Source organism: Enterobacter cloacae complex sp. 302F9 (assembly GCF_050030335.1).
GTDB lineage: Bacteria > Pseudomonadota > Gammaproteobacteria > Enterobacterales > Enterobacteriaceae > Enterobacter > Enterobacter hormaechei_C.
In genome coordinates, this window is record NZ_JBLGUC010000001.1 from 3,486,794 (window position 1) to 3,513,492 (window position 26,699).

The window sequence follows — 26,699 nt, forward strand, 5'->3', positions numbered from 1 at the left end:
ACATCGCCTGAAGAGGTCGTTTGCCATGAACAACTTACGTTATTTCGATTTCGGCTCCTCTCGTTCTTTCCTGCTTTTAATTGCCCGCATTGCTATTGTGGTCCTGTTTATTATTTTCGGTTATCCCAAGCTGACGGGGTTTAGCGGCACCGTTCAGTATATGACGTCGCTCGGCGCCCCCATGCCCATGCTGGCCGCCATTGTTGCGGTGGTGATGGAAGTCCCCGCCGCGATTCTGATTGTGCTGGGCTTTTTCACCCGCCCCCTCGCGGTGATCTTTGTCTTCTATACGCTGGGAACGGCGGTGATTGGTCACCACTACTGGGATATGACGGGCGATGCGGTTCTGCCAAATATGATTAACTTCTACAAAAATGTAAGTATCGCTGGCGGCTTTATTTTGCTGGCGATTACCGGGCCGGGGGCCATCTCCCTCGACCGACGTTAGCCCATAAAAAAAGGCCGTATGAGCGGCCTTTTTCAGTTCTGCGACGCAGAGAATTATGCGTACACCGGGAAGCGTGCGCAGATGTCCAGAACTTTACCTTTAACGCGCTCGATAACCGCGTCGTCATTGATGTTGTCCAGAACGTCACACATCCAGCCCGCCAGCTCTTTCACTTCCGCTTCTTTAAAGCCACGGCGAGTTACGGCCGGAGAACCGATACGGATACCGGAAGTCACGAACGGGCTCTTCGGATCGTTTGGCACGCTGTTTTTGTTGACGGTAATGTTGGCGCGACCGAGGGCTGCGTCAGCTTCTTTACCGGTCAGGTTCTTATCAACCAGGTCCAGCAGGAACAGGTGGTTTTCAGTCCCGCCAGAGACCACTTTGTAGCCACGGTTCAGGAACACTTCCACCATCGCTTTGGCGTTTTTAGCAACCTGCTGCTGATAAACCTTGAACTCTGGCTCCATCGCTTCTTTCAGCGCGACGGCTTTCGCGGCAATAACGTGCATCAGCGGGCCGCCCTGGGCGCTTGGGAACACGGCGGAGTTCAGCTTTTTGTACAGCTCTTCGTCACCGCCTTTCGCCAGGATCAGACCACCGCGTGGACCCGCCAGGGTTTTGTGGGTAGTGGTGGTCACAACGTGCGCATGTGGAACCGGGTTCGGGTAAACGCCTGCCGCAATCAGACCGGCAACGTGCGCCATGTCGACGAACAGGTACGCACCGATGCTGTCAGCGATTTCACGCATTTTTGCCCAGTCAACGATGCCGGAGTAAGCAGAGAAGCCACCGATGATCATCTTCGGCTTGTGCTCTTTGGCCTGCTTCGCCATGTCTTCATAGTCAATTTTACCGGACTCATCAATACCGTAAGGGATGATGTTGTACAGTTTGCCAGAGAAGTTAACCGGGGAGCCGTGAGTCAGGTGGCCGCCCTGCGCCAGGTTCATACCCAGAACAGTATCGCCCGGCTGCAACAGCGCGGTGTAAACAGCGAAGTTAGCCTGAGAGCCAGAGTGCGGCTGGACGTTCGCGTAGTCAGCGCCAAAGAGTTCTTTCGCACGGTCAATCGCCAGCTGCTCAACGATATCAACGTATTCGCAACCGCCGTAGTAGCGCTTGCCCGGATAACCTTCAGCATATTTGTTGGTCAGCTGAGAACCCTGCGCCTGCATTACGCGCGGGCTGGTGTAGTTTTCGGAGGCGATCAGTTCGATGTGCTCTTCCTGACGTACTTTTTCCTGCTCCATAGCCTGCCACAGTTCGGCATCATAATCGGCAATGTTCATTTCACGCTTTAACATCCGCATCTCCTGACTCAGCTAACAAGTAAATTTTTGGCCTGAAAAGGCAGTCCTGTTGGACGACGGGCAACAGTATAACTGAATAGTTCTGCGATAACAGGTCTTGACAAACGATTTTACGCAAACGTTTACCTCCACGCCACGCAAGGGTTTGAGCAATAAAGCTCTCGCCATTTTCAACGGATTTCTTTTCAGCTTTGTGATGCATATTTTTCACGATGCAAAGAACCATTTACATTGCAGGGGTATTTTTATAAGATGCATATAAAATACATCATTAAAGTAACATCAGAAGGAAGCTGCTATGCTCGACGCCCAAACCATCGCTACCGTGAAAGCCACAATCCCCCTGCTGGTTGAAACGGGTCCTAAACTGACCGCCCATTTCTACGATCGCATGTTCGCGCATAACCCGGAGCTCAAAGAGATTTTCAACATGAGCAACCAGCGTAACGGCGATCAGCGCGAAGCGCTGTTTAACGCTATTGCCGCCTATGCCAGCAACATCGAAAACCTGGCGGCTCTGCTGCCTGCGGTGGAAAAAATCGCCCAGAAGCACACCAGCTTCCAGATCAAACCTGAGCAGTACAACATCGTCGGCAGTCATCTGCTGGCAACCCTGGACGAAATGTTCAGCCCGGGACAGGAAGTACTGGATGCCTGGGGTAAGGCCTATGGCGTACTGGCAAACGTATTCATCAACCGTGAAGCGCAGATCTACAGCGAAAACGCCAGCAAGAATGGCGGCTGGGAAGGCACGCGCGCCTTCCGCATCGTTGAGAAAACCCCGCGCAGCGCACTGATCACCAGCTTTGAGTTTGAGCCAGTGGACGGTCAGCCGGTTGCCGATTACCAGCCGGGCCAGTATCTGGGCGTCTGGCTGAAGCCTGAAGGCTTCCCGCACCAGGAGATTCGCCAGTACTCCCTGACCCGCAAGCCAGACGGCAAAGGCTATCGCATTGCGGTTAAACGTGAGGAAGGCGGTCAGGTATCCAACTGGCTGCATAACGAAGCCAGCGTGGGCGACGTGGTCCATCTGGCGGCACCGGCGGGCGATTTCTTTATGGCCGTTGATACGAATACCCCGGTGACGCTGATCTCCGCAGGCGTGGGTCAGACGCCTATGCTGGCGATGCTGGATACGCTGGCGAAAGCAAACCACAGCGCGCAGGTTAACTGGTTCCACGCGGCGGAGAACGGTGATGTGCACGCCTTTGCGGATGAAGTCAAAGCGCTCGGAGCGACCCTGCCGCGTTTCACCGCGCATACCTGGTATCGCCTGCCGACGGAGGCAGACCGCGCAGCGGCTCGTTTCGACAGCGAAGGCCTGATGAATTTAGGGCAGCATGAAGGGGCGTTCAGCGCACCGGGGATGCAGTTCTACGTTTGTGGGCCAGTAGCGTTTATGCAGTATGCCGCGAAGCAGCTGGTAGACCTGGGCGTGAATAAAGACAACATTCATTACGAATGTTTCGGCCCGCATAAAGTGCTGTAATCGCCCGGCGGCGCTGCGCTTGCACGGGCCTACGAAGGGTTTTTTAGGCCGGGTACGCGCAGCGCCACCCGGCAAGAATGTTAAATCGCCGCGTCGTCTTCTTCGCCGGTACGGATACGGATCACGCGCGCCACGTCAAAGACGAAGATTTTCCCGTCGCCAATTTTACCGGTCTGCGCCGTGCGGATGATGGTATCCACACAGGTATCGACGATATCATCGCTCACCACGATCTCGATTTTCACTTTCGGCAGAAAGTCCACCATGTACTCTGCGCCACGGTATAGCTCGGTGTGGCCCTTCTGACGACCAAAACCTTTCACTTCAGTTACGGTCATCCCGGTGATGCCTACTTCTGCCAGCGCTTCACGTACATCATCCAGTTTGAAAGGTTTAATAATCGCATCAATCTTTTTCATGGTGGGTCCTTAAACTCTTGCCAGTAAGCAGCCTCGTAATCGGTTGCTCACAGTATCATATTCAGGCGAATTTTGCGGTATTACTCTTTAAAATCGTTCGCTTCCAGCTCGTGACGTGAGAGCAATTTATAAAACTCGGTACGGTTACGCCCGGCCATGCGCGCCGCGTGGGTCACGTTGCCTTTGGTGATTTGCAGCAGCTTACGCAGATAGTTCAGCTCGAACTGGTTTCGCGCTTCCGCAAACGTCGGTAAGGCCGTGTTTTCCCCCTCGAGCGCCTGCTCCACCAGCGCATCGCTGATCACCGGTGATGAAGTCAGCGCCACGCACTGCTCAATCACGTTCACCAGCTGGCGTACGTTGCCCGGCCAGCTTGCGGTCATCAGGCGTTTCATCGCATCGGTGGAGAACGCGCGCACGAATGGTTTGTGGCGGTCAGCGGCCTGGCGCAAAAGGTGATTTGCCAGCAGCGGGATATCTTCCGCACGCTCGGCCAGCGCCGGGATTTTCAGGTTGACGACATTCAGTCGATAGTAAAGATCTTCACGGAACTCGTTGCGCGCCATCACCTTGGGTAAATCGCGATGGGTAGCGGAAATAATACGCACGTTGATATCGATATCGCGGTTGCTGCCAAGCGGACGCACTTTTCGCTCCTGCAACACGCGCAGCAGTTTGACCTGCAACGGCGCGGGCATATCGCCAATTTCATCAAGAAACAGCGTGCCCCCCTCAGCCGCCTGGAACAGCCCTTCACGGCTGCTCACCGCGCCGGTAAAGGCGCCGCGGGCATGGCCGAAGAGCTCAGACTCAAGCAGCTGTTCCGGCAGCGCGCCACAGTTGATGGCAATAAAGGCATTTTTACTGCGCGGGCTGGCGTTGTGGATAGCCTGGGCCAGGATCTCTTTCCCGGTCCCGCTCTGGCCGTTGATCAGCACGCTAACGTCGGATTGCGCCACCATCCGCGCCTGTTCCAGCAGGCGCAGCATCACAGGGCTACGCGTCACGATGGATTCACGCCAGGCGTCGTCGCCGGATGGCGCCGCATGCTCAAGGGCGCTGTCGATTGCTTTATAGAGGGCGTCTTTATCCACTGGTTTGGTGAGGAAGCTGAATACCCCCTGCTGCGTCGCGGCCACCGCATCAGGAATAGAGCCGTGAGCGGTGAGGATAATCACCGGCATCCCGGGCTGCTGCTTCTGGATCTCCGTGAACAGTTGCAGGCCATCCATTTCATCCATGCGCAAATCACTGATCACCAGATCGATTTTCTCGCGGCTGAGCACTTTCAGCCCCTCCTGCCCGCTTTCAGCGGTGACCACGCTGTAGCCTTCGCTGACCAGACGCATTCCCAGCAGCTTTAACAGCCCGGGATCGTCATCCACCAGTAACAGATGGGCAGGTTTACGGCTTGTCATGGCTTCACATCCTCTTGTTTCGGCGTCTCACTGTCTGGCGTCGTGGCAGAGTTGCCTTTCGACCCATCGGGCAGATAGCTGCCTGCCGGCTTACGCGTCGAGAGCTGTCTTTCGATATCGGTCAGATTTTCGAGCTTGCGGGTGGTGGTTTCCAGCTGCTCGCGCAGCGACTCCTGCTGCTGGCGAAGCGCATCAAGCTCGCTGTCGCTCGACTGCTGCAATTTGCTGTAGCGGAAACGCTCTTCAGACAGTTGTAATTGCAGGGTTTGTCCATCCCGCCAGAGCTGATAGACCGGGCGCACCTGCGGGGGAATATTGATCACGTAAGTATCCAGCCGCGTCACGTTGGCGCGGCGTTCGACAGGCGTGATTCTGGCATCCGCCATCACGATCCCACGTTTAAACGCGTCCTGCCAGGTATCGTCCACCAGCATCGCCGCCTGGGCACGGGCCTCGGCGGGCGCCAGCCGCTGGGCGCAGTCTATTCCGCGCAGCCAGAACAGCGGATTGGATTCAACATCACGCCCCGACAGGTTCCAGATATCATCGCAACGTGTTGAAAGGAAATCGGCCAGCTGTTTTTGCGGCCATTTATCTTCCTGTTTGTGGCTAATTGCACTTTTCGGCGCATGGGTTACACAGCCGGCCAGCAGTAAGCAGGGCAGGCTCAGGCGCACATTTTTGCTGGAAAACACCGCGCGCAGTGCGCGGTAAAAGACGTGTGACATACTCACCAGGTTGTTATTCATTTCATTGATTTTTCCGGCTCAAGAGGCAGTTCGATACGAAAACAGACATCGGCGCGTTCATCACTGACGATGTTAAGCTCACCCTGCATGCGTCGTATGCAGTCGCGGGCAATACTCAGCCCCAGACCACTTCCTTTTACCGCACCTTTTCGCTGATGACTCCCCTGGAAGAAGGGCTCAAAGATCATCGTTTTTTCATCATCCGGAATCGGGCTTCCCGTATTCGCTACGTCAATAAATACCCGCGAACCGTTGTTATTGCTTCTGATATAAATGGTACCGGATTCAGTACCATAGTGCACCGCATTGGAATAAAGATTATCCAGTACGCTCATTAACAGCATCGGCTCTGCCAGGCAGGAAGGCGCATTGAGATCCACCTGGGTATGCATCATTTTAGCTCTTGCTGGCAGGCTATGGGCGGAGATCACCATGTCCACCAACGGTTCAATCTCAACGCTTTCAAGCACCACAGCACCATCCGCCAGCTTGCGGTTATAGTCCAGCAGTTGTTCAATAAGTTTTTGTAAATTGCGGCTACTGGCATCCAGAATCGCCACGATCTCTTTTTGCTCAGGGGTTAACGGCCCCGCTACTTCGTCTGCCAGCAGCTCCGTGCCTTCACGCATACTGGCCAGCGGTGTTTTGAGTTCGTGTGAGATATGGCGCAGGAACTGATGACGCTGCGATTCCAGCCACGCCAGGCGTTCAGAAAGCCAGATGATACGCTGACCGACCGAGCGCAGCTCGCGCGGGCCTTTAAAAACAACCGTATCCCCGAGAGATTTGCCCTCCCCCAGGCGGTTAATCATCCGCTGGATCCCCTTTACGGGGCCGATAATCATGCGGGTAAAGAGCAGTACCAGCCCAAGGCTGACGAGGAACAGCACCAGCGCCTGCCAGCCGAAGAACTGGCCGCGCTCGGCAATCTCCTGCTGGAGTTGCTGGCCACGGGAAAAGATAACCGTACGGGTGGACTGCACCATCTCAGTATTGGCGTTCGCGAAGGCTTCAAGTCGGGCGGCGGCGGCGGCATCAGGACCGCTGTTTTTGCACTGGAGCTGCGCCAGATCGTTCAGATCCTGACGCAGCGCCTGATAGAGTTTGTCATCCGGCAAGACCCCGGCATGGGCATCCAGCATTTCGCTGTAGCGTTTACGCTGGTTCTGATAGACCCTCTCCAGCGTGCGGTCGTCCAGCACGCAATACTGGCGATAGCTACGCTCCATCTCCAGCGCGGCGTTGGTCATTGCCTCGCTACGGCGGGCATCAATAAGCGTGGTGCGGTTAGTCAGGGCCGCCTGGGCACTTAACGCATTCAGACTTTGCCATGCCTGCCACGCCAGAACCAGTAAAGGTAGCAGGATCAGCAGGAAGGCCATCATAACGAGCTGTCGCAGGGAGCGAGGGAAAGCGGGCCAGCGTTTCAACACATTACTCTCATCATCCGGGTTTGAGGAGAGCGTAACTGAGTCTGCCCTTCAGATACAACAAAGCCGGGTAAAAACCCGGCTTTGTCATGGAATAAGGCGGTGCCTAACTCGACGTTTCGCCCTGGCCTGATAAAGCATTGCAATAATCAGTAGTTGGACGGCAGGCACCTTTTTGTGCGTCATTCGAAGTTTATGTAGCACGTCCCGAAGGGGCTGACATAAGAAGGTGAATGAGCCACTGGTTACTATTATGCAACGTGCGTGCCAGATTGCAAAAATTGATACTATCCTTATGATTAATAATAGTTTTATTATTAAAATGCATTGATTGTCAGGTGAATGATTTCCAGGCTAAGTGTCGCTATTAAGCAACACCTTAATGGGAACCCGTCCTGACATATATAAATCAATAAGTTAAGTGTCTCTTATTGGAGACACTTAACCCAGAGGATTGTCGCGATTTTGCGACAGGTACTAAAAAGCCCGGTGGCGCTCGCGCTTACCGGGCCTACAGTCATGGCGTTGAAACTTAACCCAGTTGTTTACGCGCGTTGCGGAAAATGCGCATCCACGGGCTGTCCTCGCCCCAGTTTTCCGGGTGCCAGGAGTTGCTAACGGTACGGAAGACACGTTCCGGGTGCGGCATCATGATCGTCACCCGACCGCTTTCGCTGGTGACGGCGGTAATGCCATTTGCCGAACCGTTCGGGTTAGCCGGATAGGTTTCGGTGACCTTGCCGAAGTTATCAACAAAGCGCAGCGCTACCAGTCCTTTGCTTTCAAGCTGAGCCAGGTGCGCCGCATCACGCACTTCAACCTGACCTTCACCGTGCGAAACCGCGATTGGCATCTGTGAACCGACCATTCCCTGCAACAGCAGAGACGGGCTTTGGGTCACTTCTACCAGGCTGAAGCGCGCTTCGAAGCGGTCAGACTGGTTACGCACAAAGCGCGGCCAGGCTTCGCTGCCCGGGATCAGCTCGCGCAGGTTAGACATCATCTGACAGCCGTTACACACGCCCAGCGCCAGCGTCTGCGGACGGTGGAAGAAGGTTTCGAACTCGTCACGCACGCGGCTGTTGAACAGAATAGACTTCGCCCAGCCTTCGCCCGCGCCCAGCACGTCACCGTAGGAGAACCCCCCGCAGGCGACCAGCGCCTGGAAATCATCGAGCCCGGTACGCCCGGCCAGCAGGTCGCTCATGTGGACGTCGATGGCGTCAAAGCCCGCCCGGTGGAAGGCCGCCGCCATCTCAACGTGGGAGTTAACACCCTGCTCGCGCAGCACGGCTACTTTCGGACGCGCACCGGTCGCAATGTACGGCGCGGCAATGTCTTCGTTAATGTCGAAGCTGAGCTTCACGTTCAGGCCAGGATCGTTGTCGTTCGCCTTCGCGTTGTGTTCCTGATCGGCGCATTCCGGATTGTCACGCAGGCGCTGCATCTGCCAGGTGGTTTCCGCCCACCACATACGCAGCGTGGTGCGGCTTTCGCTGAACACCGCGTGGCCGTCGGCTTCAATCACGAAGCGGTCGCCCTGCACCGCTTTACCGAGATAGTGTACGCAGTCTGCCAGACCGTGCTGCGCCAGAATCGCTTCCACCGCGTCGCGATCTGCGGCGCGTACCTGAATGACCGCGCCAAGCTCTTCGTTAAACAGCGCCGCCAGGCGGTCTTCGCCAAGCGTGGCAATGTTTGCTTCAACGCCGCAGTGACCGGTGAAGGCCATCTCTGCCAGCGTCACCAGCAGGCCACCATCGGAACGGTCGTGGTAGGCCAGCAGCTTACGCTGCGCCACCAGCGCCTGAATTGCGTCGTAGAAGCCTTTCAGCTGGGCGACGTCGCGCACGTCGGCTGGCTTATCGCCGAGCTGGCGGTAAACCTGCGCCAGCGCGGTGGCGCCCAGTGCGTTATGGCCTTTGCCGAGGTCAATCAACAGCAGGGCGTTATCTTCAGTGGAAAGCTGCGGCGTAACGGTATGACGCACGTCTTCCACGCGCGCAAACGCGGTGATCACCAGCGACAGCGGAGAGGTCATCTCGCGCTGCTCGTTACCTTCCTGCCAGCGGGTTTTCATCGACATGGAGTCTTTACCCACCGGAATGGTCAGGCCGAGCGCAGGACACAGCTCTTCACCCACCGCTTTCACCGCTTCGTACAGGCCGGCATCTTCGCCCGGGTGACCGGCAGCGGCCATCCAGTTCGCGGAAAGTTTGATGCGTTTGATATCGCCAATCTGCGTCGCGGCGATGTTGGTCAGCGCTTCACCGACCGCCAGACGGGCAGAAGCGGCGAAGTCCAGCAGCGCCACTGGCGTGCGTTCGCCCAGCGCCATCGCTTCGCCGTAGTAGCTGTCGAGGCTCGCGGTGGTCACGGCGCAGTTAGCGACCGGGATCTGCCACGGGCCGACCATCTGATCGCGCGACACCATACCGGTCACGGTACGGTCGCCGATGGTCACCAGGAAGGTTTTCTCTGCCACGGCAGGCAGGTGCAGCACGCGGTTAACCGCTTCTGCCACGGTGATGCCCTGGCGATCCAGCGCTTTGCCCGCCGCTTTGCGAGTCTGCACGTCGCGGGTCATCTTCGGCGTTTTGCCGAGCAGCACGTCCAGCGGCAGATCGATCGGCTGGTTGTCAAAGTGGGTGTCGCTTAAGGAAAGGTGCTGCTCTTCGGTCGCTTCACCGATGACCGCATACGGCGCGCGCTCGCGGCGGCACAGCTCGTCAAACAGCGGCAGCTGATCGGCGGCAACCGCCAGCACGTAGCGCTCCTGGGATTCGTTACACCAGATTTCCAGCGGGCTCATGCCCGGCTCATCGCTCAGGATATCGCGCAGGTTGAAGCGTCCGCCGCGACCGCCGTCGCTCACCAGCTCAGGCATAGCGTTAGAGAGTCCGCCCGCGCCCACGTCGTGGATGAACAGAATCGGGTTGGCGTCGCCGAGCTGCCAGCAGCGGTCGATCACTTCCTGACAACGGCGCTCCATTTCCGGGTTGTCGCGCTGCACGGACGCGAAGTCGAGATCCGCATCAGACTGGCCGGAAGCCATAGACGAGGCTGCCCCGCCGCCCAGACCGATGTTCATTGCCGGGCCGCCGAGCACGATCAGCTTCGCGCCGACGACGATCTCGCCTTTCTGCACGTGATCGGCGCGAATGTTGCCAATCCCGCCCGCCAGCATGATCGGTTTGTGGTAGCCGCGCAGCTCTTCGCCGTTGTGGCTGTCCACTTTCTCTTCGTAGGTACGGAAGTAACCGTTCAGCGCCGGACGACCAAATTCGTTGTTGAACGCCGCGCCGCCCAGCGGGCCTTCGGTCATGATATCCAGCGCGGTGACAATGCGCTCTGGCTTGCCGAAATCTTCTTCCCACGGCTGTTCAAAACCCGGGATACGCAGGTTGGAAACGGAGAAACCGACCAGACCCGCTTTGGGTTTCGCGCCGCGACCGGTCGCACCTTCGTCACGGATCTCACCGCCGGAGCCGGTCGCTGCACCCGGCCACGGAGAAATCGCCGTCGGGTGGTTGTGGGTTTCCACTTTCATCAGGATATGCGCAGGCTCCTGATGGAAGTCATAGCGCCCTGCTTCGCGGTCGGCGAAGAAGCGGCCCACCTCGGAACCTTCCATCACCGCGGCGTTGTCTTTATAGGCAGACAGCACGTGGTCAGGGGTTTGCTCCATGGTGTTTTTGATCATTTTGAACAGCGACTTCGGCTGCTGTTCGCCGTCGATAATCCAGTCGGCGTTGAAAATCTTGTGGCGGCAGTGCTCGGAGTTGGCCTGCGCGAACATATACAGTTCGATGTCGTTCGGGTTGCGATTCAGCTTAACGAATGCATCCTGAAGGTAGTCGATTTCATCTTCTGCGAGCGCCAGACCAAGACGCAGGTTTGCGTCGATCAGCGCCTGACGCCCCTGCCCCAGCAGATCCACGCTCTGTACCGGCGCAGGCTGATGGTGGGAGAACAGTTTCTGCGCATCATCCAGAGAATCAAACACGCTCTCCATCATGCGGTCGTGCAGCTCTGCGGCAACCACCTGCCACTGCGCGTCGCTCAGGGTTGACGCTTCCACATAGTACGCCACACCGCGCTCCAGACGGTTAATCTGGCTCAGGCCGCAGTTGTGAGCGATGTCGGTGGCTTTGGAAGACCAGGGGGAGATGGTGCCAGGGCGTGGCGTGGCGAGGATTAATTTGCCGGTCGGCGTATGGCTGCTCAGGCTTGGGCCATATTTAAGCAGGCGTTCCAGCTGTACGCGCTCCTCTGCATTCAGGGGGGCGTTCAGGTCAGCAAAATGGACATACTCAGCGTAAATATTGCTTACCGGAAGGTCGGCCGCCTGAAAACGTGCCAGCAGTTTGTTAATACGGAAGGCAGACAGTGCAGGCGAACCACGCAGAATTTCCATCATAAGTCTCTCGTCTTCGAAGCGCCGGGGCGCTTACAGTGTGCGCAAGGGGGGAAAACGGGCGTCATTATAGAGAATCCTGAGCGCCGACGAAACCGTTTGCGTCGAAATAAAATCATCCTTTATGTTTAACAATAGATGTGACCTGTCTCTCTAATTGGTTGCCAACTGGCGCTACTTTGCGCAAAATGCCGCTCAATCAATGGCAAACTCTATTCTTAACATGACTACAGCACACTGAGGCAACCGGCGTCGCAGAGAATTAACTAATTGAAAAAATTAAAGATTAATTATCTGCTCATCGGCATTGTTACGTTGCTGCTGGCAGTGGCCCTCTGGCCGTCTATCCCCTGGTTCGGCAAGGCCGAAAACCGTATCGCCGCCATTCAGGAGCGGGGGGAGTTGCGCGTCAGTACCCTCTCCTCCCCGCTTATTTACGACGATATCAACGGTAAAACTATCGGTCTTGATTACGAACTGGCACAGCTGTTTGCGGACTATCTGGGCGTGAAGCTGAAAGTTACCGTGCGGCAGAACATCAACCAGCTGTTTGATGATTTGGACCATGACCGTGCCGATATTCTCGCCGCAGGTCTGGTGTACAACAGCGAACGCAGCAAAAACTATCAGCCGGGCCCGACCTATTACTCCGTGTCGCAGCAGGTGGTTTATCGTGTGGGTAGCCTGCGCCCGCGCTCACTGGCCGACATCACCGACCAGCAATTGACCATTGCGCCAGGCCATGTGGTGATTGACGATCTGCGGGCGTTGAAAGAGAAAAAATACCCGAACCTCAGCTGGACGGTCGATCCTAAACTCGGCACGACCGAATTACTGGAGCAGGTAAAAGATAAAAAGCTGGCCTATACCATTGCTGATTCGGTGGCGATCAGCCTTTTCCAGCGCGTTCATCCTGAAATTGCCGTGGCGCTGGATGTGACCGACGAACAGCCGGTGACCTGGTTTACCCAGCTGGACGACGATCAAACCGTCTCTGCGGCTATGCTCGATTTCTTTAATTCCATCAATGAAGACGGCACCCTGGCGCGCCTGGAAGAGAAATATCTCGGTCACGGAGACGATTTTGATTACGTTGACACCCGCACCTTCCTGCGCGCGGTGGACAGCGTGCTGCCGGATCTGCAACCGCTGTTTGAGAAGTACGCCCAGGAGATTGACTGGAAGCTGCTGGCGGCGATTTCCTACCAGGAATCGCACTGGGATGCTCAGGCCACCTCCCCCACGGGCGTGCGCGGGTTGATGATGCTGACCAAAAATACCGCCCAGAGCCTCGGCATCAGCGACCGGACCGATGCGGAACAGAGCATCAGCGGCGGCGCGCAGTATTTACAGGATATGATGGCGAAAGTGCCGGAGACGGTCCCGGAAGGGGAGCGTATCTGGTTTGCGCTGGCCGCCTATAACATGGGTTATGCGCACATGCTCGACGCGCGGGCGCTGACGGCGAAAACCAAAGGTAACCCGGACAGCTGGTCAGATGTAAAACAGCGCCTGCCGCTGCTTAGCCAGAAACAGTGGTACCAGAAGCTGACGTACGGCTATGCGCGCGGGCATGAAGCGTATGCCTACGTGGAAAATATTCGTAAGTACCAGATAAGCCTGGTGGGATATCTGCTGGAGAAAGAAAAAGAGGCGGCCGAGGCGCAACAGCTGGCTGAAAGCTATCCGGTGGTCGCACCGGACGAGCTTAATCATCCTGCGGTTTCAATTCTGCCTTTTGTTGCTTTTTCTGCTGCCGACGCATTCGAAAAAAGTCACTTAACAGACCCGAACATTCTGGTGCAAGTACCCCGCCGATAGTTTTCACCTGGTGGTTCATCCCCGGATGCCCAAGTACGTCCATCAGTGAACCAGCAGCGCCCGTCTTTTCATCCCGCGCGCCAAACACCAGCGTACCGATTCGGCTGTGCACCATCGCCCCGGAGCACATTACGCACGGCTCAAGGGTGACATACAGGGTGGTATCAAGCAGACGATAGTTTTGCAGCACCAGTCCGCCCTGACGCAGCGCCATAATTTCAGCATGCGCGGTAGGATCGTGACGGCCAATCGGACGGTTCCACCCTTCCCCAATCACCTGGTTGTTATGAACCAGCACCGCGCCCACGGGCACTTCGCCCTCGTCCCAGGCGCGTTGAGCCAGCGCCAGCGCGTGACGCATCCAGTATTCATGATTGTGTTCAGGGTTGGACAAGGGTTGATACTCCAGTCGAAAAGCGGGCGGCATTATACACAGCCCTTATAGATAAGACTATTCGAGTTGCTGAAGTTCACCGAGGGGAGTAACGCGCCAGCGATGCTGGCAAAAATAGAGCAGCGGGTTGTCCTGCTTGCTGTCGCTGTAGCCGCTGTACAGACGCAGCGGCGTACCGATACGTTTCTCCAGCTGTACCACTTTTTCATGTCCGAGGCAGCGCATAGTCAGCACCCAGCCGCCGTAGCCGCGCGCGATCTGTGTCGCAATAAGATTCACGCGCGGCAGCCAGGGCGTATCAAAATAGACCTTCTCCACCAGCGTCTGCGGGGAGCCGGTAATCAGCCAGATATCAGCATCGTTGGCGTCGAGATAGCTGGTCAGGCGCGCCTGTACCACGGGAAACGCGGCGACGTGCCCGCGAAACCAGTGCGCAAAATCCTGTTCGAGCTGCTTAAGGCGCGCTTCGCTATGACCAAACGTGCATCCCCAGAGCAGCAGGCTCATCGGCCAGCGCGCTGCTCGGCCTTTCACCAGCAGCGCGATGCCAATAACGGGTAACAGGGGTAATACCAGCAACGCGTTAAGGGGCTGGCGCCGCAGCAGGTAGCGCATAAAGGTGCCGAACATATCCTGCTGATGCAGCGTTCCATCCAGATCAAAAAAGACAACGCGACGCTCGTGACTGGCCAAACCTTACTCCTCTGGGTCGTTGAATCCTAACAGCCAGGTAAACAGGAACCCGGCGATCACCGCTACCAGATAGCCTAACAGATAGAGCATGACTTTTCCGGTCACGATGGTTAATGCCAGCGGTAAACCGGAGATCCCGAAGGTAATGACGGTCGCCACTTTCCAGTAGCTGATTAACGCCCCGCCCACCGCGCCACCGAGACAGGCGGCCAGGAACGGCTTACCCAGCGGCAAGGTCACGCCGAAAATCAGCGGCTCGCCGATACCGAGTAACCCGACCGGCAGCGCCCCTTTTATGACCTTTTTCAGACGCGCGTTGCGGGTTTTCATCAGCACCGCGATGGCCGCGCCGACCTGCCCAACACCCGCCATCGACAGGATCGGCAGCAGTGCGTTATAGCCGTGCGCCTGTACCAGTTCGACGTGGATCGGCACCAGCCCCTGATGCAGACCGGTCAGGACTAACGGCAGGAAGGTCCCGGACAGCACGGCCCCCACCAGCAGCCCGCCGCGATCGATCGCCAGAGACGCGCCGTGAGCGATGGCTTCAGAGATCACGCCGCCTAACGGTTGCAGCGCCACAATCGCCACGCTCCCGGTAATCAATGTGGTCAGCAGCGGGTTGAGGATCAGTTCAATCGAGCCGGGCAGCACCGCGCGCAGCTTTTTCTCGATCCAGCACATCAGAATGACCACCAGCAGCACGGCAATCACCCCACCGCGGCCAGGCTGAAGCGCCTCGCCAAACAGCGTAATCTGCGCCAGCTGCGGGCTGGAGAGGATACCCGCCATTACGCCGCCCATCGCCAGCGAGCCGCCGAACACTTTGGCCGTGTTCACCCCCACCAGAATGTTCATGATGGCAAACACCGCGCTGCCGAAAATCGCCAGAATACCCAGCAGGTTCGGATACTGGGTGGCAAAATTCCCGACAATATCCGGACGCTTGAGGATATTGATAATCCCGGTGATCAGCCCCGACGCGATAAACGCCGGGATCAGAGGAATAAAGACGTTTGCCAGCTGGCGCAGCGCATCGCTCATGGGGGCTTTGTATTTGGCTTTCGCCTGCGCTTTGGTGCGTTCCGCGTCGTCAAAGGTGGGAGCCGTTTCACCGCCCGTCATCAGGGCGCGCATGGCATCAACCACCTGCGCCGCTTTGCCCGGACCGACAATCAGCTGGTGCTGTTGCCCCTGTTTAACGTACCCGCTCACGCCGGGGAGCTGCTTCAGGCGCGTTAAATCAAGCTTTTCGTCGTTGTGCACCTCGACGCGTACACGCGTCATGCAGTTTTCCAGACGCTGAATATTTTTTTCCCCACCGATCCCAAGCAGGATGTCGCTGGCGAGCGCTGCTGTTTTGTCCATACACGCCTCTTATTGGTGTTCTAATGCCGCCCGTAAAAACCCGTGATGGGCTTCGAGCCTGGCTCTGGCCGCGGCTGCATCCAGCCCGGTTAATATCATCAGAATGGCGGGTTTAACGTCGTAATCGGTCTGTTTGAGTACCGCTTCCGCCTCTTCCCGACCTGCCCCTGTCGCCTCCATCACCATGCGGCAGGCTCTGTCCACCAGCTTGACGTTGGTGGCCTGCATATCCACCATCAGGTTTTGGTAGACCTTGCCAAATTTCACCATCGCGCCGGTGGAGATCATATTGAGCACCAGCTTCTGCGCGGTTCCCGATTTCAGGCGCGTGGAGCCGGTGAGCGCTTCCGGCCCGACGACCGGAGAGATGGCAATGGCGGCCACCTGTGCAATCGGCGAACCCGGGTTACAGGAGATGGCCACCGTGGTACATCCCGTCTGTCTGGCGTATTCCAGCCCACCAATGACGTACGGCGTACGACCAGAAGCCGCCAGCCCGACGACCAGATCCTGCGCGGTCAGGTTCAGCGCCCTGAGATCGTCTTCCCCAAGCTGTTTATTGTCTTCTGCCCCTTCCACCGCTTTCAGCAGCGCGCCGGGGCCACCGGCAATCAGGCCAACGACCAGACCGTGCGGAACGCCAAAGGTCGGCGGACATTCTGAGGCATCCAGCACACCGAGGCGCCCACTGGTACCCGCCCCCATGTAAATAATGCGTCCTCCTGCTTTCAGAGCGTCGGCAGCGGCGTCTACGGCTTTCGCCACCTCGGGCAATGTCTCTTTGACTGCCAGCGCGACGAGGGTATCCTGTTGATTAAAGCGGTTTACCAGCTCCAGCGTGGACAGTGCATCAAGATCCATGGTTTGCGGGTTACGCGTTTCAGAAACAAGAGAGCCTAGATTCATGTTATTTACCTCTGGAATTTTTAATTCATAATAAACGCACTATAATGGAATATAAAATTCATTCAGGCGAGCAAAATTCGTATTTGCGCGGGTAATCACATTTTCGCCAGGAGACCGTATGAACTGTTTAATTCGTATTCGCCAGCGCTACGCAGGGTTTGCCCAGAGTGACAAAAAGCTGGCGGATTATTTGCTTTCCCAGCCCGATCGCGCGCGACACCTCAGCTCCCAGCAGCTGGCAGGCGAAGCCGGGGTGAGCCAGTCGAGTGTGGTGAAATTTGCCCAAAAGATAGGCTATAAAGGCTTTCCGGCGCTAAAACTGGCGATCAGTGAAGCACTGGTAAGCAACCCTAATCCGCAGTCAATGCCGGTGCATAACCAGATCCGCGGCGACGATCCGATGCGTCTGGTCGGCGAAAAGCTGATCAAAGAGAACGTGGCGGCAATGCATGCCTCGCTGGATGTGAACACGGAAGAGAAGCTGCTGGAAAGCGTAGCCATGCTTCGCGACGCGCGGCGTATTGTGTTGACCGGGATCGGCGCCTCCGGACTGGTTGCGCGTAACTTTGGCTGGAAGCTGACAAAAATCGGCTATAACGCCATCGTTGAACAGGATATGCACGCGCTGCTGGCGACCGTGCAGGCCATGGATCCTGACGATTTACTGCTGGCCATCTCCTATTCCGGCGAGCGTCGTGAAATTAATATGGCTACCGACGAAGCCCTGCGCGTAGGAGGAAAAATTCTGGCGATTACTGGCTTCAGCCCGAATGCGCTCCAGCAACGGGCCACCCGCTGTCTGTATACCATTGCCGAGGAACAGGCCACTCGCAGTGCGGCGATTTCGTCGACGAGTGCGCAGATGATGCTGACGGACCTGCTGTTTATGGCGCTGGTTCAGCAGGATCTGGAGCGTGCGCCAGAGCGTATTCGTCACAGCGAAGAGCTGGTAAAAAAACTGGTCTGAACAACGAATGAGCGTATAATGCCCGCCCTGTTTGTGATGTTTCTGAGAATTTCCTGATGGCGCTGTTAATCACCAAAAAATGCATCAACTGCGATATGTGCGAACCCGAATGCCCGAACGAGGCGATTTCGATGGGCGACAGCATTTATGAGATTAACAGCGACCGCTGCACCGAATGCATCGGCCACTATGAGACGCCGACCTGCCAGAAGGTGTGCCCCATTCCCAATACGATCTTAAAAGATCCGGCACACGTCGAGAACGAAGAACAGCTGTGGGATAAGTTTGTCCTGATGCACCATGCGGACAAAATTTAACTTTCGATAATCACCGTCGCACAGGCGTAGTGGCGTTCATCGGCAAGCGTTACGTGCATGTGCGCCACGCCCAGCTTTTCCGCCAGCTTAAGCGCCTCGCCCCATAAACGCAGACGTGGCTTACCCAGCTCATCGTTAAACACTTCAAACTGGTTAAACGCCAGGCCGTTACGAATGCCCGTGCCGAACGCTTTCGCCGCCGCCTCTTTTACCGCGAAACGCTTTGCCAGAAAGCGCACCGGCTGTTGATGCGTCTCCCAGATAGCCCATTCGTTATCGCTCAGCACGCGTCTTGCGAGGCGATCGCCGCTCCGGGCGATCACCGCTTCAATGCGGGCTATTTCAACGATGTCGGTGCCTAAGCCCAGAATAGCCATTACTGACGCGCTTCCAGCATCAGGCGCTTCATCTCGGAAACCGCTTCTTTCAGACCGCTCATCACCGCGCGGCCAATGATGGCGTGGCCGATGTTCAGCTCGTGCATTTCCGGCAGGGCAGCGATGGCTTTTACGTTGTGATAGGTCAGGCCGTGACCGGCGTTAACCTTCAGTCCCAGGCTCGCGGCGTAGGTTGCCGCTTTGGCGATTCGCTCCAGCTCTTTCGCCTGCGCTGCATCGTTTTCGGCATCGGCATAGCAGCCGGTGTGAATTTCAATATACGGCGCACCCACGTCGGCAGCGGCTTTAATTTGGGTGAAATCGGCGTCGATAAACAGAGAAACCAGGATACCGGCATCCGCCAGGCGTTTGCAGGCATCGCGCATTTTGTCGAGCTGCCCGGCCACATCCAGACCGCCTTCGGTGGTCACTTCCTGACGCTTTTCCGGCACCAGGCAGCAGAAATGCGGTTTGGTCTCGCAGGCAATCGCCAGCATCTCTTCGGTGACCGCCATCTCCAGATTCATGCGGGTGTCCAGCGTCTGACGCAGGATGCGCACGTCCCGGTCGGTGATGTGGCGACGATCTTCACGCAGGTGAACGGTAATGCCGTCGGCGCCAGCCTGCTCAGCGATAAACGCCGCCTGAACCGGATCGGGATACGCGGTACCGCGTGCATTACGTAACGTGGCGATGTGATCGATATTGATGCCTAACAGTAATTCAGCCATGACAATCCTCGGTATTTTTGTTCATTTACCTTCTCCCTCTCCCTCCGGGAGAGGGCTGGGGTGAGGGGTAAAACATTAGCGTTTCGGCATAAACTGCCTGAATAATTCGCGGCTTTTTAAAGGTTTGCCCCCAAGATACGGCTTGAGCGCAATTCGGGTAAAGCGTTTTGCCGCACGCAGAGTGTCGGCGTCCGGGAACTCGCGTTCATACAGTGCTCTGAGCTGGCGCCCGGTAAAGGTGCTGTTATCGACGACGACACTGGCAATAAAGCCCTTTTCCTCACGATAGCGATAGGTCATGGTGTCTTCTACCTCGTCTCCGCTTCCCGCACAGTGCAGAAAATCAACGCCGTAACCAAGGTGTCCGAGCAGCGCCAGTTCGAAACGACGCAGCACAGGCTCAGGGGTGCCGGTTGCGCCAGCAAGTGCCTGAATACAGTGCAGGTAATCAAAGAAAAGTTCAGAGAAGCGGGTCTCATGTTCAAGAACCCGTGAGATGAGTTCGTTAACATACAAACCGCTGTAGAGCGTGATACCAGAAAGAGGAAGCGCCAGGGAGACGGCTTCAGCACTGCGCAGGGTTTTGACTTCCCCTCGCCCGCCAAAGCGGACCAGCAGCGGGGTGAAAGGCTGCAAGGCACCTTTCAGATTAGAACGTCTGGAACGTGCGCCTTTGGCAACAAGGCGCACGCGACCGGACTCTTCCGTGAAGACGTCCAGCATCAGGCTGGTTTCGCTCCAGGGACGACTATGCAGGACAAAGGCGCGCTGCCATCCATCCATATGCTCGTCGTCTTAGGTTACTGATCTTCGCCGTAACCGAGGCTGCGCAGCGCACGCTCATCATCGGCCCAGCCAGATTTCACTTTCACCCACAGTTCCAGGTGAACCGGTGCTTCAAACATGTCCTGCATGTCTTTACGGGCTTCGATTCCGATAGTTTTGATCTTGGCGCCTTTATTGCCGATCACCATCTTCTTCTGCCCTTCACGCTCAACGAGGATCAGACCGTTAATATCGTAGCCGCCACGCTCGTTGCTCTGGAAACGCTCGATCTCCACCGTCACAGAGTACGGCAGTTCAGCGCCCAGGAAACGCATCAGCTTCTCACGGATGATTTCAGACGCCATAAAACGCTGAGAGCGATCGGTGATGTAGTCTTCCGGGAAGTGATGAGTCGCTTCCGGCAGATGCTTGCGCACGATACCCGCGATGGTATCAACGTTCAGACCCGTTTCCGCAGACAGCGGGACGATGTCCAGGAAGTTCATCTGGCTGCCCAGCCATTGCAGGTGCGGCAGCAGATCGGCTTTTTCCTGCACGTTGTCCACTTTATTGACTGCGAGGATCACCGGCGTTTTGCCGTCGCGCAGCTTGTTCAGGACCATTTCGTCGTCCGGCGTCCAGCGGGTGCCTTCCACAACGAAAATCACCAGCTCTACGTCGCCAATGGAGCTGCTCGCCGCCTTGTTCATCAGACGGTTGATGGCGCGCTTCTCTTCCATGTGCAGGCCCGGTGTATCGACGTAGATCGCCTGATACGCGCCTTCAGTATGGATACCGACGATGCGGTGACGCGTGGTCTGCGCCTTACGCGAGGTGATAGAAATCTTCTGCCCAAGCAGATTATTCAGCAGGGTGGATTTGCCAACGTTCGGACGTCCGACGATGGCAATAAATCCGCAATAGGTTTTGTCGATGCTCATTCCAGCTCCAGCATTTTTAACGCCTGTTCGGCGGCAGCCTGTTCAGCCTTACGACGGCTTGAACCCGTGCCGACCACCGGTTCACTCAGGCCACTGACCTGGCAATGGATGGTAAATTCCTGATCGTGGGCTTCGCCACGCACCTGCACCACCAGATAGGATGGCAGCGGCAGATGACGACCCTGCAAATATTCTTGCAGACGCGTTTTAGGATCTTTTTGTTTATCGCCCGGGCTGATTTCGTCCAGGCGGGTCTGATACCAGTTAAGGATCAGCTTTTCTACGGTCTGGATATCGCTGTCCAGGAACACGCCACCGATCAATGCCTCGACCGTATCGGCAAGGATGGATTCACGACGGAAACCACCACTTTTCAGCTCACCTGGCCCCAGACGCAGGCATTCACCCAGCTCAAACTCGCGTGCGATTTCAGCGAGGGTATTGCCGCGCACCAGCGTGGCGCGCATGCGGCTCATATCACCTTCGTCCACACGCGGAAAACGATGATAAAGCGCATTTGCAATCACAAAACTTAAAATAGAGTCGCCTAAAAACTCGAGACGCTCATTATGTTTGCTGCTGGCACTGCGATGGGTTAATGCCTGTTGCAACAACTCCTGATGATGAAAAGTGTAGCCCAGCTTCCGTTGAAGCCGATTAATTACGATGGGGTTCATGCGATACCAATAAATGAATGCGTCAAAAATGCAGCACACGAAACCGACCTGAGAAAACCAACGCGGTTTCGTGTGCCGTGGCACCCTTGCAGGGCCAACCTTAAACTTCGGGGGAATATTCTATACACAACGACAGGGGATGTCGTTAGTTCAAAGAGATTTATCGCTGAAATAATTCACGTAGCGGCGAATAAAAGCCGCTACGTGTTATTTTTGGCGAAAATTAATGAATTCCGCCAATACGATTCAGGCGAACGCCGGTCGGCCACTCGCCTTCCTGCTTCTCAAAACTCATCCAGATAGCGGTTGCTTTACCGACCAGATTCGCTTCCGGCACAAAGCCCCAGTAACGGCTGTCCGCAGAGTTATCGCGGTTGTCACCCATCATGAAGTAGTGTCCCGGCGGCACAATCCAGGTCGCCAGTTGTTGGCCTGGCTGCTGGTAGTACATTGCCAGCTGATCCTGTGCGATGGGCACGGTCAGAATGCGGTGAGTAACATCGCCCAGCGTCTCTTTGCGTTCAACCAGACGAATGCCATTCTCTTTGGTTTCACCTTTTGGCACCTGGAAGAATCCGCTGGTCGCTTCACCGCCGTTACGGCGGGCGAAGGTCTGCACAAAATCAGCTGGCTCAACGTTGGAGTAAGTGACTGGCAGCGCATTTTCACATGCGGTGCCAGAGCTACAGCCTGGCTGAATGGTCACCTCTTTTGCCACCGGATCGTAGGTCACTTTATCGCCCGGCAGACCTACCGCGCGTTTAATATAATCCAGCCGCGGATCTTCCGGATATTTAAACACCACGATGTCGCCACGTTTCGGATGACCCGTTTCGATCAGCGTTTTCTGATAGATCGGATCTTTGATGCCATAGGCAAACTTCTCAACCAGAATGAAATCACCGATCAGCAGCGTTGGCATCATCGATCCTGACGGGATCTGGAACGGTTCATAGATAAATGAACGCACCACCAGCACAATCGCCAGCACCGGGAATACCGATGCCCCTGTTTCCAGCCAGCCCGGTTTTGGGCCGACTTTTTTCAGGGTTTTCGCGTCCAGCGCATCGCCCGTGGCTGCCTGCGCGGCAGCCTGACGTTCACGGCGTTTTGGGGCGAAGATAAACTTATCGAGGCACCACAACAGACCTGTCACCAGGGTAGCGATGACCAGGATCAGGGCAAACATGTTCGCCATGCCAACTCCTTAAGGTTATTTACCGTTACCGTCTTTACCAACATGAAGGATGGCAAGGAATGCTTCCTGCGGCAGCTCAACGTTACCGACCTGCTTCATACGCTTCTTACCTTCTTTCTGCTTCTGCAACAGCTTTTTCTTACGGCTGACGTCGCCGCCGTAGCACTTAGCCAGAACGTTTTTACGCAGCTGCTTCACGGTTGAACGGGCAATGATGTGGTTACCAATGGCCGCCTGAATCGCAATGTCAAACTGCTGACGCGGGATCAGATCTTTCATCTTCTCAACCAGCTCACGACCACGGTACGGTGCGTTATCGTTGTGGGTGATCAGCGCCAGCGCATCCACACGCTCGCCGTTGATCAGCACGTCCACACGAACCATGTTCGAGGCCTGGAAGCGTTTGAAGTTGTAGTCCAGCGACGCATAGCCACGGGAGGTAGACTTCAGACGGTCGAAGAAGTCGAGCACCACTTCTGCCATCGGAATTTCATAGGTCAGCGCCACCTGGTTACCGTGGTAAACCATGTTGGTCTGCACGCCACGCTTCTCAATACACAGGGTGATCACGTTACCGAGGAACTCCTGCGGCAGCAGCATGTGACACTCTGCGATAGGCTCGCGCAGTTCCTGAATATTATTCAGCGGTGGGAGCTTGGACGGGCTGTCGACGTAGATCACCTCTTTCGAGGTGGTTTCTACTTCGTAGACAACCGTCGGGGCGGTGGTGATCAGATCCAGATCGTATTCACGCTCCAGACGTTCCTGAATGATCTCCATGTGCAGCAGACCGAGGAAGCCACAGCGGAAGCCAAAGCCCAGCGCCGTTGAGCTTTCTGGCTCGTAGAACAGGGAGGCATCGTTGAGGCTCAGCTTTCCGAGCGCATCGCGGAAGTTTTCGTAATCGTCAGAGCTGACCGGGAACAGACCCGCATAAACCTGCGGTTTCACCTTTTTGAAGCCTGGCAGCGCTTTATCTGCCGGGTTACGTGCGCCGGTCAGGGTATCGCCTACTGGCGCGCCGAGGATGTCTTTAATTGCACAGACCAGCCAACCCACTTCGCCGCATTTCAGTTCGGTACGGTCAACCTGTTTGGGCGTGAAGATGCCCAGACGGTCAGCGTTGTAGACCTGGCCGGTGCTCATGACCTTGATTTTGTCGCCTTTACGCATGGTGCCGTTTTTAATACGCACCAGCGAGACAACGCCGAGGTAGTTATCAAACCAGGAGTCGATGATCAGCGCCTGTAGCGGCGCATCAGGGTCGCCTTCCGGCGGCGGAATATCACGCACCAGACGTTCCAGTACGTCCGGAACACCGACACCGGTTTTCGCCGAGCAGCGCACTGCATCGGTCGCATCAATACCGACGATGTCTTCAATCTCTTCCGCTACGCGCTCAGGATCGGCGGCTGGCAGGTCGATTTTATTCAGAACCGGCACCACTTCAAGATCCATTTCCATGGCGGTGTAGCAGTTTGCCAGCGTCTGGGCCTCTACGCCCTGCCCGGCATCCACCACCAGCAGCGCGCCTTCGCAGGCCGCCAGCGAGCGTGACACTTCATAAGAGAAGTCAACGTGCCCTGGGGTGTCGATAAAGTTCAGCTGATAGGTTTCACCATCGGAAGCTTTATAGTCGAGCGTCACGCTCTGCGCTTTGATGGTAATACCGCGTTCGCGTTCCAGGTCCATGGAGTCCAGAACCTGGGCTGCCATTTCACGATCAGACAGGCCACCGCAAATCTGGATAATACGGTCAGACAGCGTCGACTTACCGTGGTCAATGTGAGCAATGATGGAGAAATTTCTTATGTTCTTCATATATATGGATTTATTTACTCGCTATGCGGATTAAATCTTCTTGATGGACACAGCGGTGGACACTCCACAGTAACTACCCCATCAACGACTGGCATGCATATTACACTGTAGCGCCCAAATCGTCAGCATACGATCTCCTGTTCATTGAGTGATAACGAGTGCCTACAGTTAAGCAATGTAAATTAAATTGTTGGGCAGTCATCATCACCCAGCGCGCGGTTGATGAAGAACGTCACTCTGCCAAGCACCTCCCCCTTCCAGAGCAGCACCTTCGCTCGCTTCGCCATCATCTGTCATGAGTGACAGCCCCATCAGATTGGCAAACTGTGTGTGGCAGTCGCACAGAATCAACAACACATCACTTGGCGTCTTCTTCATTACAGGTTCGATTACCGCAAAGCCTTTATCAGTTTCGAAGCTCGCTCTGCAACTCTTACTATCGCCCCATCACCGGCCATTCGCCGCCCGTTTTGCATAAGACGGGCGGCAGTTTACTTTACTCGTTCTATTAAGGATATTGCGTGTTTTACTCAGCTTTTTTTATCTTCTTTTTCTGCCTCGTAAATTGCTCCTATACTTCAATTTTCACTCATTGTTCCGTACACAGCCAATAGAGCAGTCAAGTAATTCTATTTTGTAAACAAGCTTGGTAACCTGAGTCTGTCGCTGACCCAGTAAGTTTTAAGCCTATTTTCAAGAATCACTGAGGGGAGGTACTAGTTGAGATACCGAGTAGTTTATAAATTACGTTTTGAGTTAGCTTTTAGCTTTCACAACCGAAAACTCGCAAATCCATTTCAACACACTTATATACTTCCGCTTGTAAAGTATTGGACCAGACGTTGACATTCTCAATAACAATCAAGAGATTCTTGCTTCAACGGAAGTTGAATTAACCTTCCTCCACAAGCATAAACGACATGCCCTGCCGCTTAAAATTCATCACATAGTACAACATCATCACGGAAAAAACCGTTACAAGAGTTTACTTTCTCGGCGAATAATTTCACCACCCAGCCACTCTTGTTTGTATATCAACTGCCTGACAAATTCGTATCTCATACTCAGAGTCTTATCGTTCTTGGCAGATACAGAATCCATCAAGTTCACAACCTCAACAACTGCGTGATTTTTACAAATTGCCGTGGTTGCTTTATGGATATTATCAAGTCTTATCCTTGCTGCCTTTGATCTTACTCTATCAATTTTACCTTTGGTTTTTAGCCAATTTTTGCTGTATTTCTTTCTTCTCGCCAGTGTTTTATTGAGACGGATTAACTTTTTCCTTTCTTCCGCTTGGTAAGTGTTATCACCGCCAACCCCAGATGACAGATGAACGCTATTCACATTATTAAGTACAATTGTAGTTTTGATATCAGAGGGGTGTATTGGATCAGGAACTGTTTGATCTGTATTAAAACTGATATACCATTTCCCCTGATTAAGGGAAATAGTTGCATTTTTTAAATCACCAATGATTTCACGGCTCTTGCGATACTTTACCCAGCCGACTTTAGGGAGAGATACCAGTTTTTTTTCTTGATCTACTCTAACCCTTTGGCATGGTATACGGAAAGAATCATGCCGACCTTTCTTTTTAAACTTTGGATATTGTGATTTGCCGGTGAAAAAGTTTCTGAATGCTCTGTCTAAATCTCTTAACGATTGCTGTAAACACTGAGATGGAGCTTCTTTCAACCAAGAAAGGCTCTCTTCATTCTTCCATTGCACTAATTCAGAAGCCAGCTGATTGTAGCCTATGAATTTTTTACCCGAACGGTAACTCTCGTTAAGAAGAGCAAGGCCTTTGTTGTAAACAAAACGACAGGAACCAGCAAAGGCCAAAAAGTCAGATAACTGACCTTTGTTTGGTTCAAGCAAAAATTTGAATGCCTGTTTTTTAATCACAACTGGACCTGTATAAACGGAGCGGAACTGGTGAAATGCTAAATCATCGTGCGAGCTTTGATTAAAGGATTTGACTACTTTTAACGACCTTATTCAGCCAATAAAAAAGCCCCACATATATGGGGCTTTGAC

The 26,699-nt window shown here is 55.2% G+C and carries 23 protein-coding genes; 5 read left to right on the forward strand and 18 right to left on the reverse strand.

The window, feature by feature from the left end:
- Positions 1–25 precede the first annotated feature (25 nt).
- Entirely contained in the window at positions 26–448 is a 423-nt protein-coding gene (locus ACQG0T_RS16830; RefSeq protein ID WP_015572152.1) for a DoxX family protein, read from the forward strand.
- Positions 449–501: 53 nt separating this feature from the next.
- Here the strand turns inward: ACQG0T_RS16830 and glyA are convergent, their stop codons facing one another.
- Positions 502–1,755 (reverse strand): serine hydroxymethyltransferase, encoded by a 1,254-nt coding sequence (gene glyA / locus ACQG0T_RS16835; protein WP_003860678.1) that lies wholly within the window; start codon positions 1,753–1,755, stop codon positions 502–504.
- Positions 1,756–2,059: 304 nt separating this feature from the next.
- Here glyA and hmpA point away from each other — a divergent pair, with 304 nt between their 5' ends.
- Positions 2,060–3,250, forward strand: a complete 1,191-nt coding sequence (gene hmpA, locus ACQG0T_RS16840) for an NO-inducible flavohemoprotein (protein WP_023295160.1) — start codon at positions 2,060–2,062, stop codon at positions 3,248–3,250.
- 80 nt (positions 3,251–3,330) lie between these two features.
- Here the strand turns inward: hmpA and glnB are convergent, their stop codons facing one another.
- The 5 genes from glnB to purL all read right to left on the reverse strand — a co-directional run bounded on the left by glnB (position 3,331) and on the right by purL (position 11,686).
- Positions 3,331–3,669: a nitrogen regulatory protein P-II gene (gene glnB / locus ACQG0T_RS16845; RefSeq protein WP_003860685.1), complete on the reverse strand. Its 339-nt coding sequence runs from the start codon at positions 3,667–3,669 to the stop codon at positions 3,331–3,333.
- Positions 3,670–3,749: 80 nt separating this feature from the next.
- The gene (gene glrR, locus ACQG0T_RS16850) at positions 3,750–5,087 is read right to left on the reverse strand and encodes a two-component system response regulator GlrR (RefSeq protein ID WP_015572150.1); all 1,338 of its coding nucleotides are present in this window, start codon (positions 5,085–5,087) and stop codon (positions 3,750–3,752) included.
- Entirely contained in the window at positions 5,084–5,836 is a 753-nt protein-coding gene (gene qseG, locus ACQG0T_RS16855) for a two-component system QseEF-associated lipoprotein QseG (RefSeq protein WP_015572149.1), read from the reverse strand. Before qseG ends, glrR begins: the two co-directional genes overlap by 4 nt.
- Positions 5,833–7,266 carry a two component system sensor histidine kinase QseE/GlrK gene (gene qseE / locus ACQG0T_RS16860; RefSeq protein WP_003860691.1) on the reverse strand — a complete coding sequence of 478 codons (1,434 nt, stop codon included), beginning with the start codon at positions 7,264–7,266 and terminating at the stop codon, positions 5,833–5,835. The genes qseG and qseE overlap by 4 nt, the downstream gene beginning before the upstream one ends.
- Positions 7,267–7,798: 532 nt before the next feature.
- On the reverse strand, positions 7,799–11,686 hold the full coding sequence (gene purL / locus ACQG0T_RS16865; protein WP_023295163.1) for a phosphoribosylformylglycinamidine synthase: 3,888 nt from the start codon (positions 11,684–11,686) through the stop codon (positions 7,799–7,801).
- 267 nt (positions 11,687–11,953) lie between these two features.
- On the opposite strand from purL, the gene mltF reads away from it, so the two are divergent.
- Positions 11,954–13,504 carry a membrane-bound lytic murein transglycosylase MltF gene (mltF, locus tag ACQG0T_RS16870; protein WP_017692908.1) on the forward strand — a complete coding sequence of 517 codons (1,551 nt, stop codon included), beginning with the start codon at positions 11,954–11,956 and terminating at the stop codon, positions 13,502–13,504.
- Here the strand turns inward: mltF and tadA are convergent.
- The 4 genes from tadA to murQ are packed head-to-tail and all read right to left on the reverse strand — an operon-like array spanning position 13,392 to position 16,865.
- On the reverse strand, positions 13,392–13,931 hold the full coding sequence (gene tadA / locus ACQG0T_RS16875; protein ID WP_023295164.1) for a tRNA adenosine(34) deaminase TadA: 540 nt from the start codon (positions 13,929–13,931) through the stop codon (positions 13,392–13,394). The two genes, mltF and tadA, sit on opposite strands and share 113 nt — an antisense overlap.
- A gap of 24 nt (positions 13,932–13,955) precedes the next feature.
- A complete protein-coding gene (yfhb, locus tag ACQG0T_RS16880) occupies positions 13,956–14,591 on the reverse strand; it encodes a phosphatidylglycerophosphatase C (protein WP_023295165.1) in 636 nt (211 codons plus the stop codon).
- Positions 14,592–14,594: 3 nt separating this feature from the next.
- Positions 14,595–15,959 (reverse strand): PTS transporter subunit EIIC, encoded by a 1,365-nt coding sequence (locus ACQG0T_RS16885; RefSeq protein ID WP_023295166.1) that lies wholly within the window; start codon positions 15,957–15,959, stop codon positions 14,595–14,597.
- Positions 15,960–15,968: 9 nt separating this feature from the next.
- Positions 15,969–16,865 (reverse strand): N-acetylmuramic acid 6-phosphate etherase, encoded by an 897-nt coding sequence (gene murQ, locus ACQG0T_RS16890; RefSeq protein ID WP_023295167.1) that lies wholly within the window; start codon positions 16,863–16,865, stop codon positions 15,969–15,971.
- 118 nt (positions 16,866–16,983) lie between these two features.
- Here murQ and ACQG0T_RS16895 point away from each other — a divergent pair, with 118 nt between their 5' ends.
- Entirely contained in the window at positions 16,984–17,832 is an 849-nt protein-coding gene (locus ACQG0T_RS16895) for a MurR/RpiR family transcriptional regulator (RefSeq protein WP_023295168.1), read from the forward strand.
- Between the two features lie 56 nt (positions 17,833–17,888).
- Positions 17,889–18,149, forward strand: a complete 261-nt coding sequence (locus ACQG0T_RS16900; RefSeq protein WP_003860704.1) for a YfhL family 4Fe-4S dicluster ferredoxin — start codon at positions 17,889–17,891, stop codon at positions 18,147–18,149.
- Here the strand turns inward: ACQG0T_RS16900 and acpS are convergent.
- The 8 genes from acpS to ACQG0T_RS16940 form a co-directional block, all read right to left on the reverse strand.
- The gene (gene acpS, locus ACQG0T_RS16905; protein WP_023295169.1) at positions 18,146–18,526 is read right to left on the reverse strand and encodes a holo-ACP synthase; all 381 of its coding nucleotides are present in this window, start codon (positions 18,524–18,526) and stop codon (positions 18,146–18,148) included. The two genes, ACQG0T_RS16900 and acpS, sit on opposite strands and share 4 nt — an antisense overlap.
- Entirely contained in the window at positions 18,526–19,257 is a 732-nt protein-coding gene (gene pdxJ, locus ACQG0T_RS16910) for a pyridoxine 5'-phosphate synthase (protein WP_271040390.1), read from the reverse strand. The genes acpS and pdxJ overlap by 1 nt, the downstream gene beginning before the upstream one ends.
- A gap of 75 nt (positions 19,258–19,332) precedes the next feature.
- Positions 19,333–20,040, reverse strand: coding sequence for a DNA repair protein RecO (gene recO, locus ACQG0T_RS16915; protein WP_015572142.1), 708 nt, complete (start codon positions 20,038–20,040; stop codon positions 19,333–19,335).
- Between the two features lie 17 nt (positions 20,041–20,057).
- Positions 20,058–20,963 carry a GTPase Era gene (gene era, locus ACQG0T_RS16920; protein WP_003860709.1) on the reverse strand — a complete coding sequence of 302 codons (906 nt, stop codon included), beginning with the start codon at positions 20,961–20,963 and terminating at the stop codon, positions 20,058–20,060.
- Complete coding sequence (rnc, locus tag ACQG0T_RS16925) at positions 20,960–21,640, reverse strand: ribonuclease III (RefSeq protein ID WP_003860711.1); 681 nt, start codon at positions 21,638–21,640, stop codon at positions 20,960–20,962. The genes era and rnc overlap by 4 nt, the downstream gene beginning before the upstream one ends.
- 223 nt (positions 21,641–21,863) lie before the next feature.
- The gene (gene lepB / locus ACQG0T_RS16930) at positions 21,864–22,838 is read right to left on the reverse strand and encodes a signal peptidase I (RefSeq protein WP_006811565.1); all 975 of its coding nucleotides are present in this window, start codon (positions 22,836–22,838) and stop codon (positions 21,864–21,866) included.
- A gap of 15 nt (positions 22,839–22,853) precedes the next feature.
- Positions 22,854–24,659, reverse strand: a complete 1,806-nt coding sequence (gene lepA, locus ACQG0T_RS16935) for a translation elongation factor 4 (RefSeq protein WP_003860714.1) — start codon at positions 24,657–24,659, stop codon at positions 22,854–22,856.
- 975 nt (positions 24,660–25,634) lie between these two features.
- Entirely contained in the window at positions 25,635–26,567 is a 933-nt protein-coding gene (locus ACQG0T_RS16940) for an RNA-guided endonuclease InsQ/TnpB family protein (protein WP_048240400.1), read from the reverse strand.
- Positions 26,568–26,699: the final 132 nt, after the last annotated feature.

What these genes read in the sequence shown, in the direction of transcription:
- ACQG0T_RS16900 (WP_003860704.1), top strand. Translation starts at nt 17,889, where the DNA reads ATGGCGCTGTTAATCACCAAAAAATGCATCAACTGCGATATGTGCGAA.
- hmpA (WP_023295160.1), top strand. Translation starts at nt 2,060, where the DNA reads ATGCTCGACGCCCAAACCATCGCTACCGTGAAAGCCACAATCCCCCTG.
- tadA (WP_023295164.1), bottom strand. Translation starts at nt 13,931, where the DNA reads ATGCCGCCCGCTTTTCGACTGGAGTATCAACCCTTGTCCAACCCTGAA.
- era (WP_003860709.1), bottom strand. Translation starts at nt 20,963, where the DNA reads ATGAGCATCGACAAAACCTATTGCGGATTTATTGCCATCGTCGGACGT.
- murQ (WP_023295167.1), bottom strand. Translation starts at nt 16,865, where the DNA reads ATGAATCTAGGCTCTCTTGTTTCTGAAACGCGTAACCCGCAAACCATG.
- qseG (WP_015572149.1), bottom strand. Translation starts at nt 5,836, where the DNA reads ATGAATAACAACCTGGTGAGTATGTCACACGTCTTTTACCGCGCACTG.
- acpS (WP_023295169.1), bottom strand. Translation starts at nt 18,526, where the DNA reads ATGGCTATTCTGGGCTTAGGCACCGACATCGTTGAAATAGCCCGCATT.
- lepA (WP_003860714.1), bottom strand. Translation starts at nt 24,659, where the DNA reads ATGAAGAACATAAGAAATTTCTCCATCATTGCTCACATTGACCACGGT.
- glrR (WP_015572150.1), bottom strand. Translation starts at nt 5,087, where the DNA reads ATGACAAGCCGTAAACCTGCCCATCTGTTACTGGTGGATGACGATCCC.
- ACQG0T_RS16895 (WP_023295168.1), top strand. Translation starts at nt 16,984, where the DNA reads ATGAACTGTTTAATTCGTATTCGCCAGCGCTACGCAGGGTTTGCCCAG.
- ACQG0T_RS16830 (WP_015572152.1), top strand. Translation starts at nt 26, where the DNA reads ATGAACAACTTACGTTATTTCGATTTCGGCTCCTCTCGTTCTTTCCTG.
- glyA (WP_003860678.1), bottom strand. Translation starts at nt 1,755, where the DNA reads ATGTTAAAGCGTGAAATGAACATTGCCGATTATGATGCCGAACTGTGG.
- pdxJ (WP_271040390.1), bottom strand. Translation starts at nt 19,257, where the DNA reads ATGGCTGAATTACTGTTAGGCATCAATATCGATCACATCGCCACGTTA.
- ACQG0T_RS16885 (WP_023295166.1), bottom strand. Translation starts at nt 15,959, where the DNA reads ATGGACAAAACAGCAGCGCTCGCCAGCGACATCCTGCTTGGGATCGGT.
- purL (WP_023295163.1), bottom strand. Translation starts at nt 11,686, where the DNA reads ATGATGGAAATTCTGCGTGGTTCGCCTGCACTGTCTGCCTTCCGTATT.
- glnB (WP_003860685.1), bottom strand. Translation starts at nt 3,669, where the DNA reads ATGAAAAAGATTGATGCGATTATTAAACCTTTCAAACTGGATGATGTA.
- rnc (WP_003860711.1), bottom strand. Translation starts at nt 21,640, where the DNA reads ATGAACCCCATCGTAATTAATCGGCTTCAACGGAAGCTGGGCTACACT.
- lepB (WP_006811565.1), bottom strand. Translation starts at nt 22,838, where the DNA reads ATGGCGAACATGTTTGCCCTGATCCTGGTCATCGCTACCCTGGTGACA.
- recO (WP_015572142.1), bottom strand. Translation starts at nt 20,040, where the DNA reads ATGGATGGATGGCAGCGCGCCTTTGTCCTGCATAGTCGTCCCTGGAGC.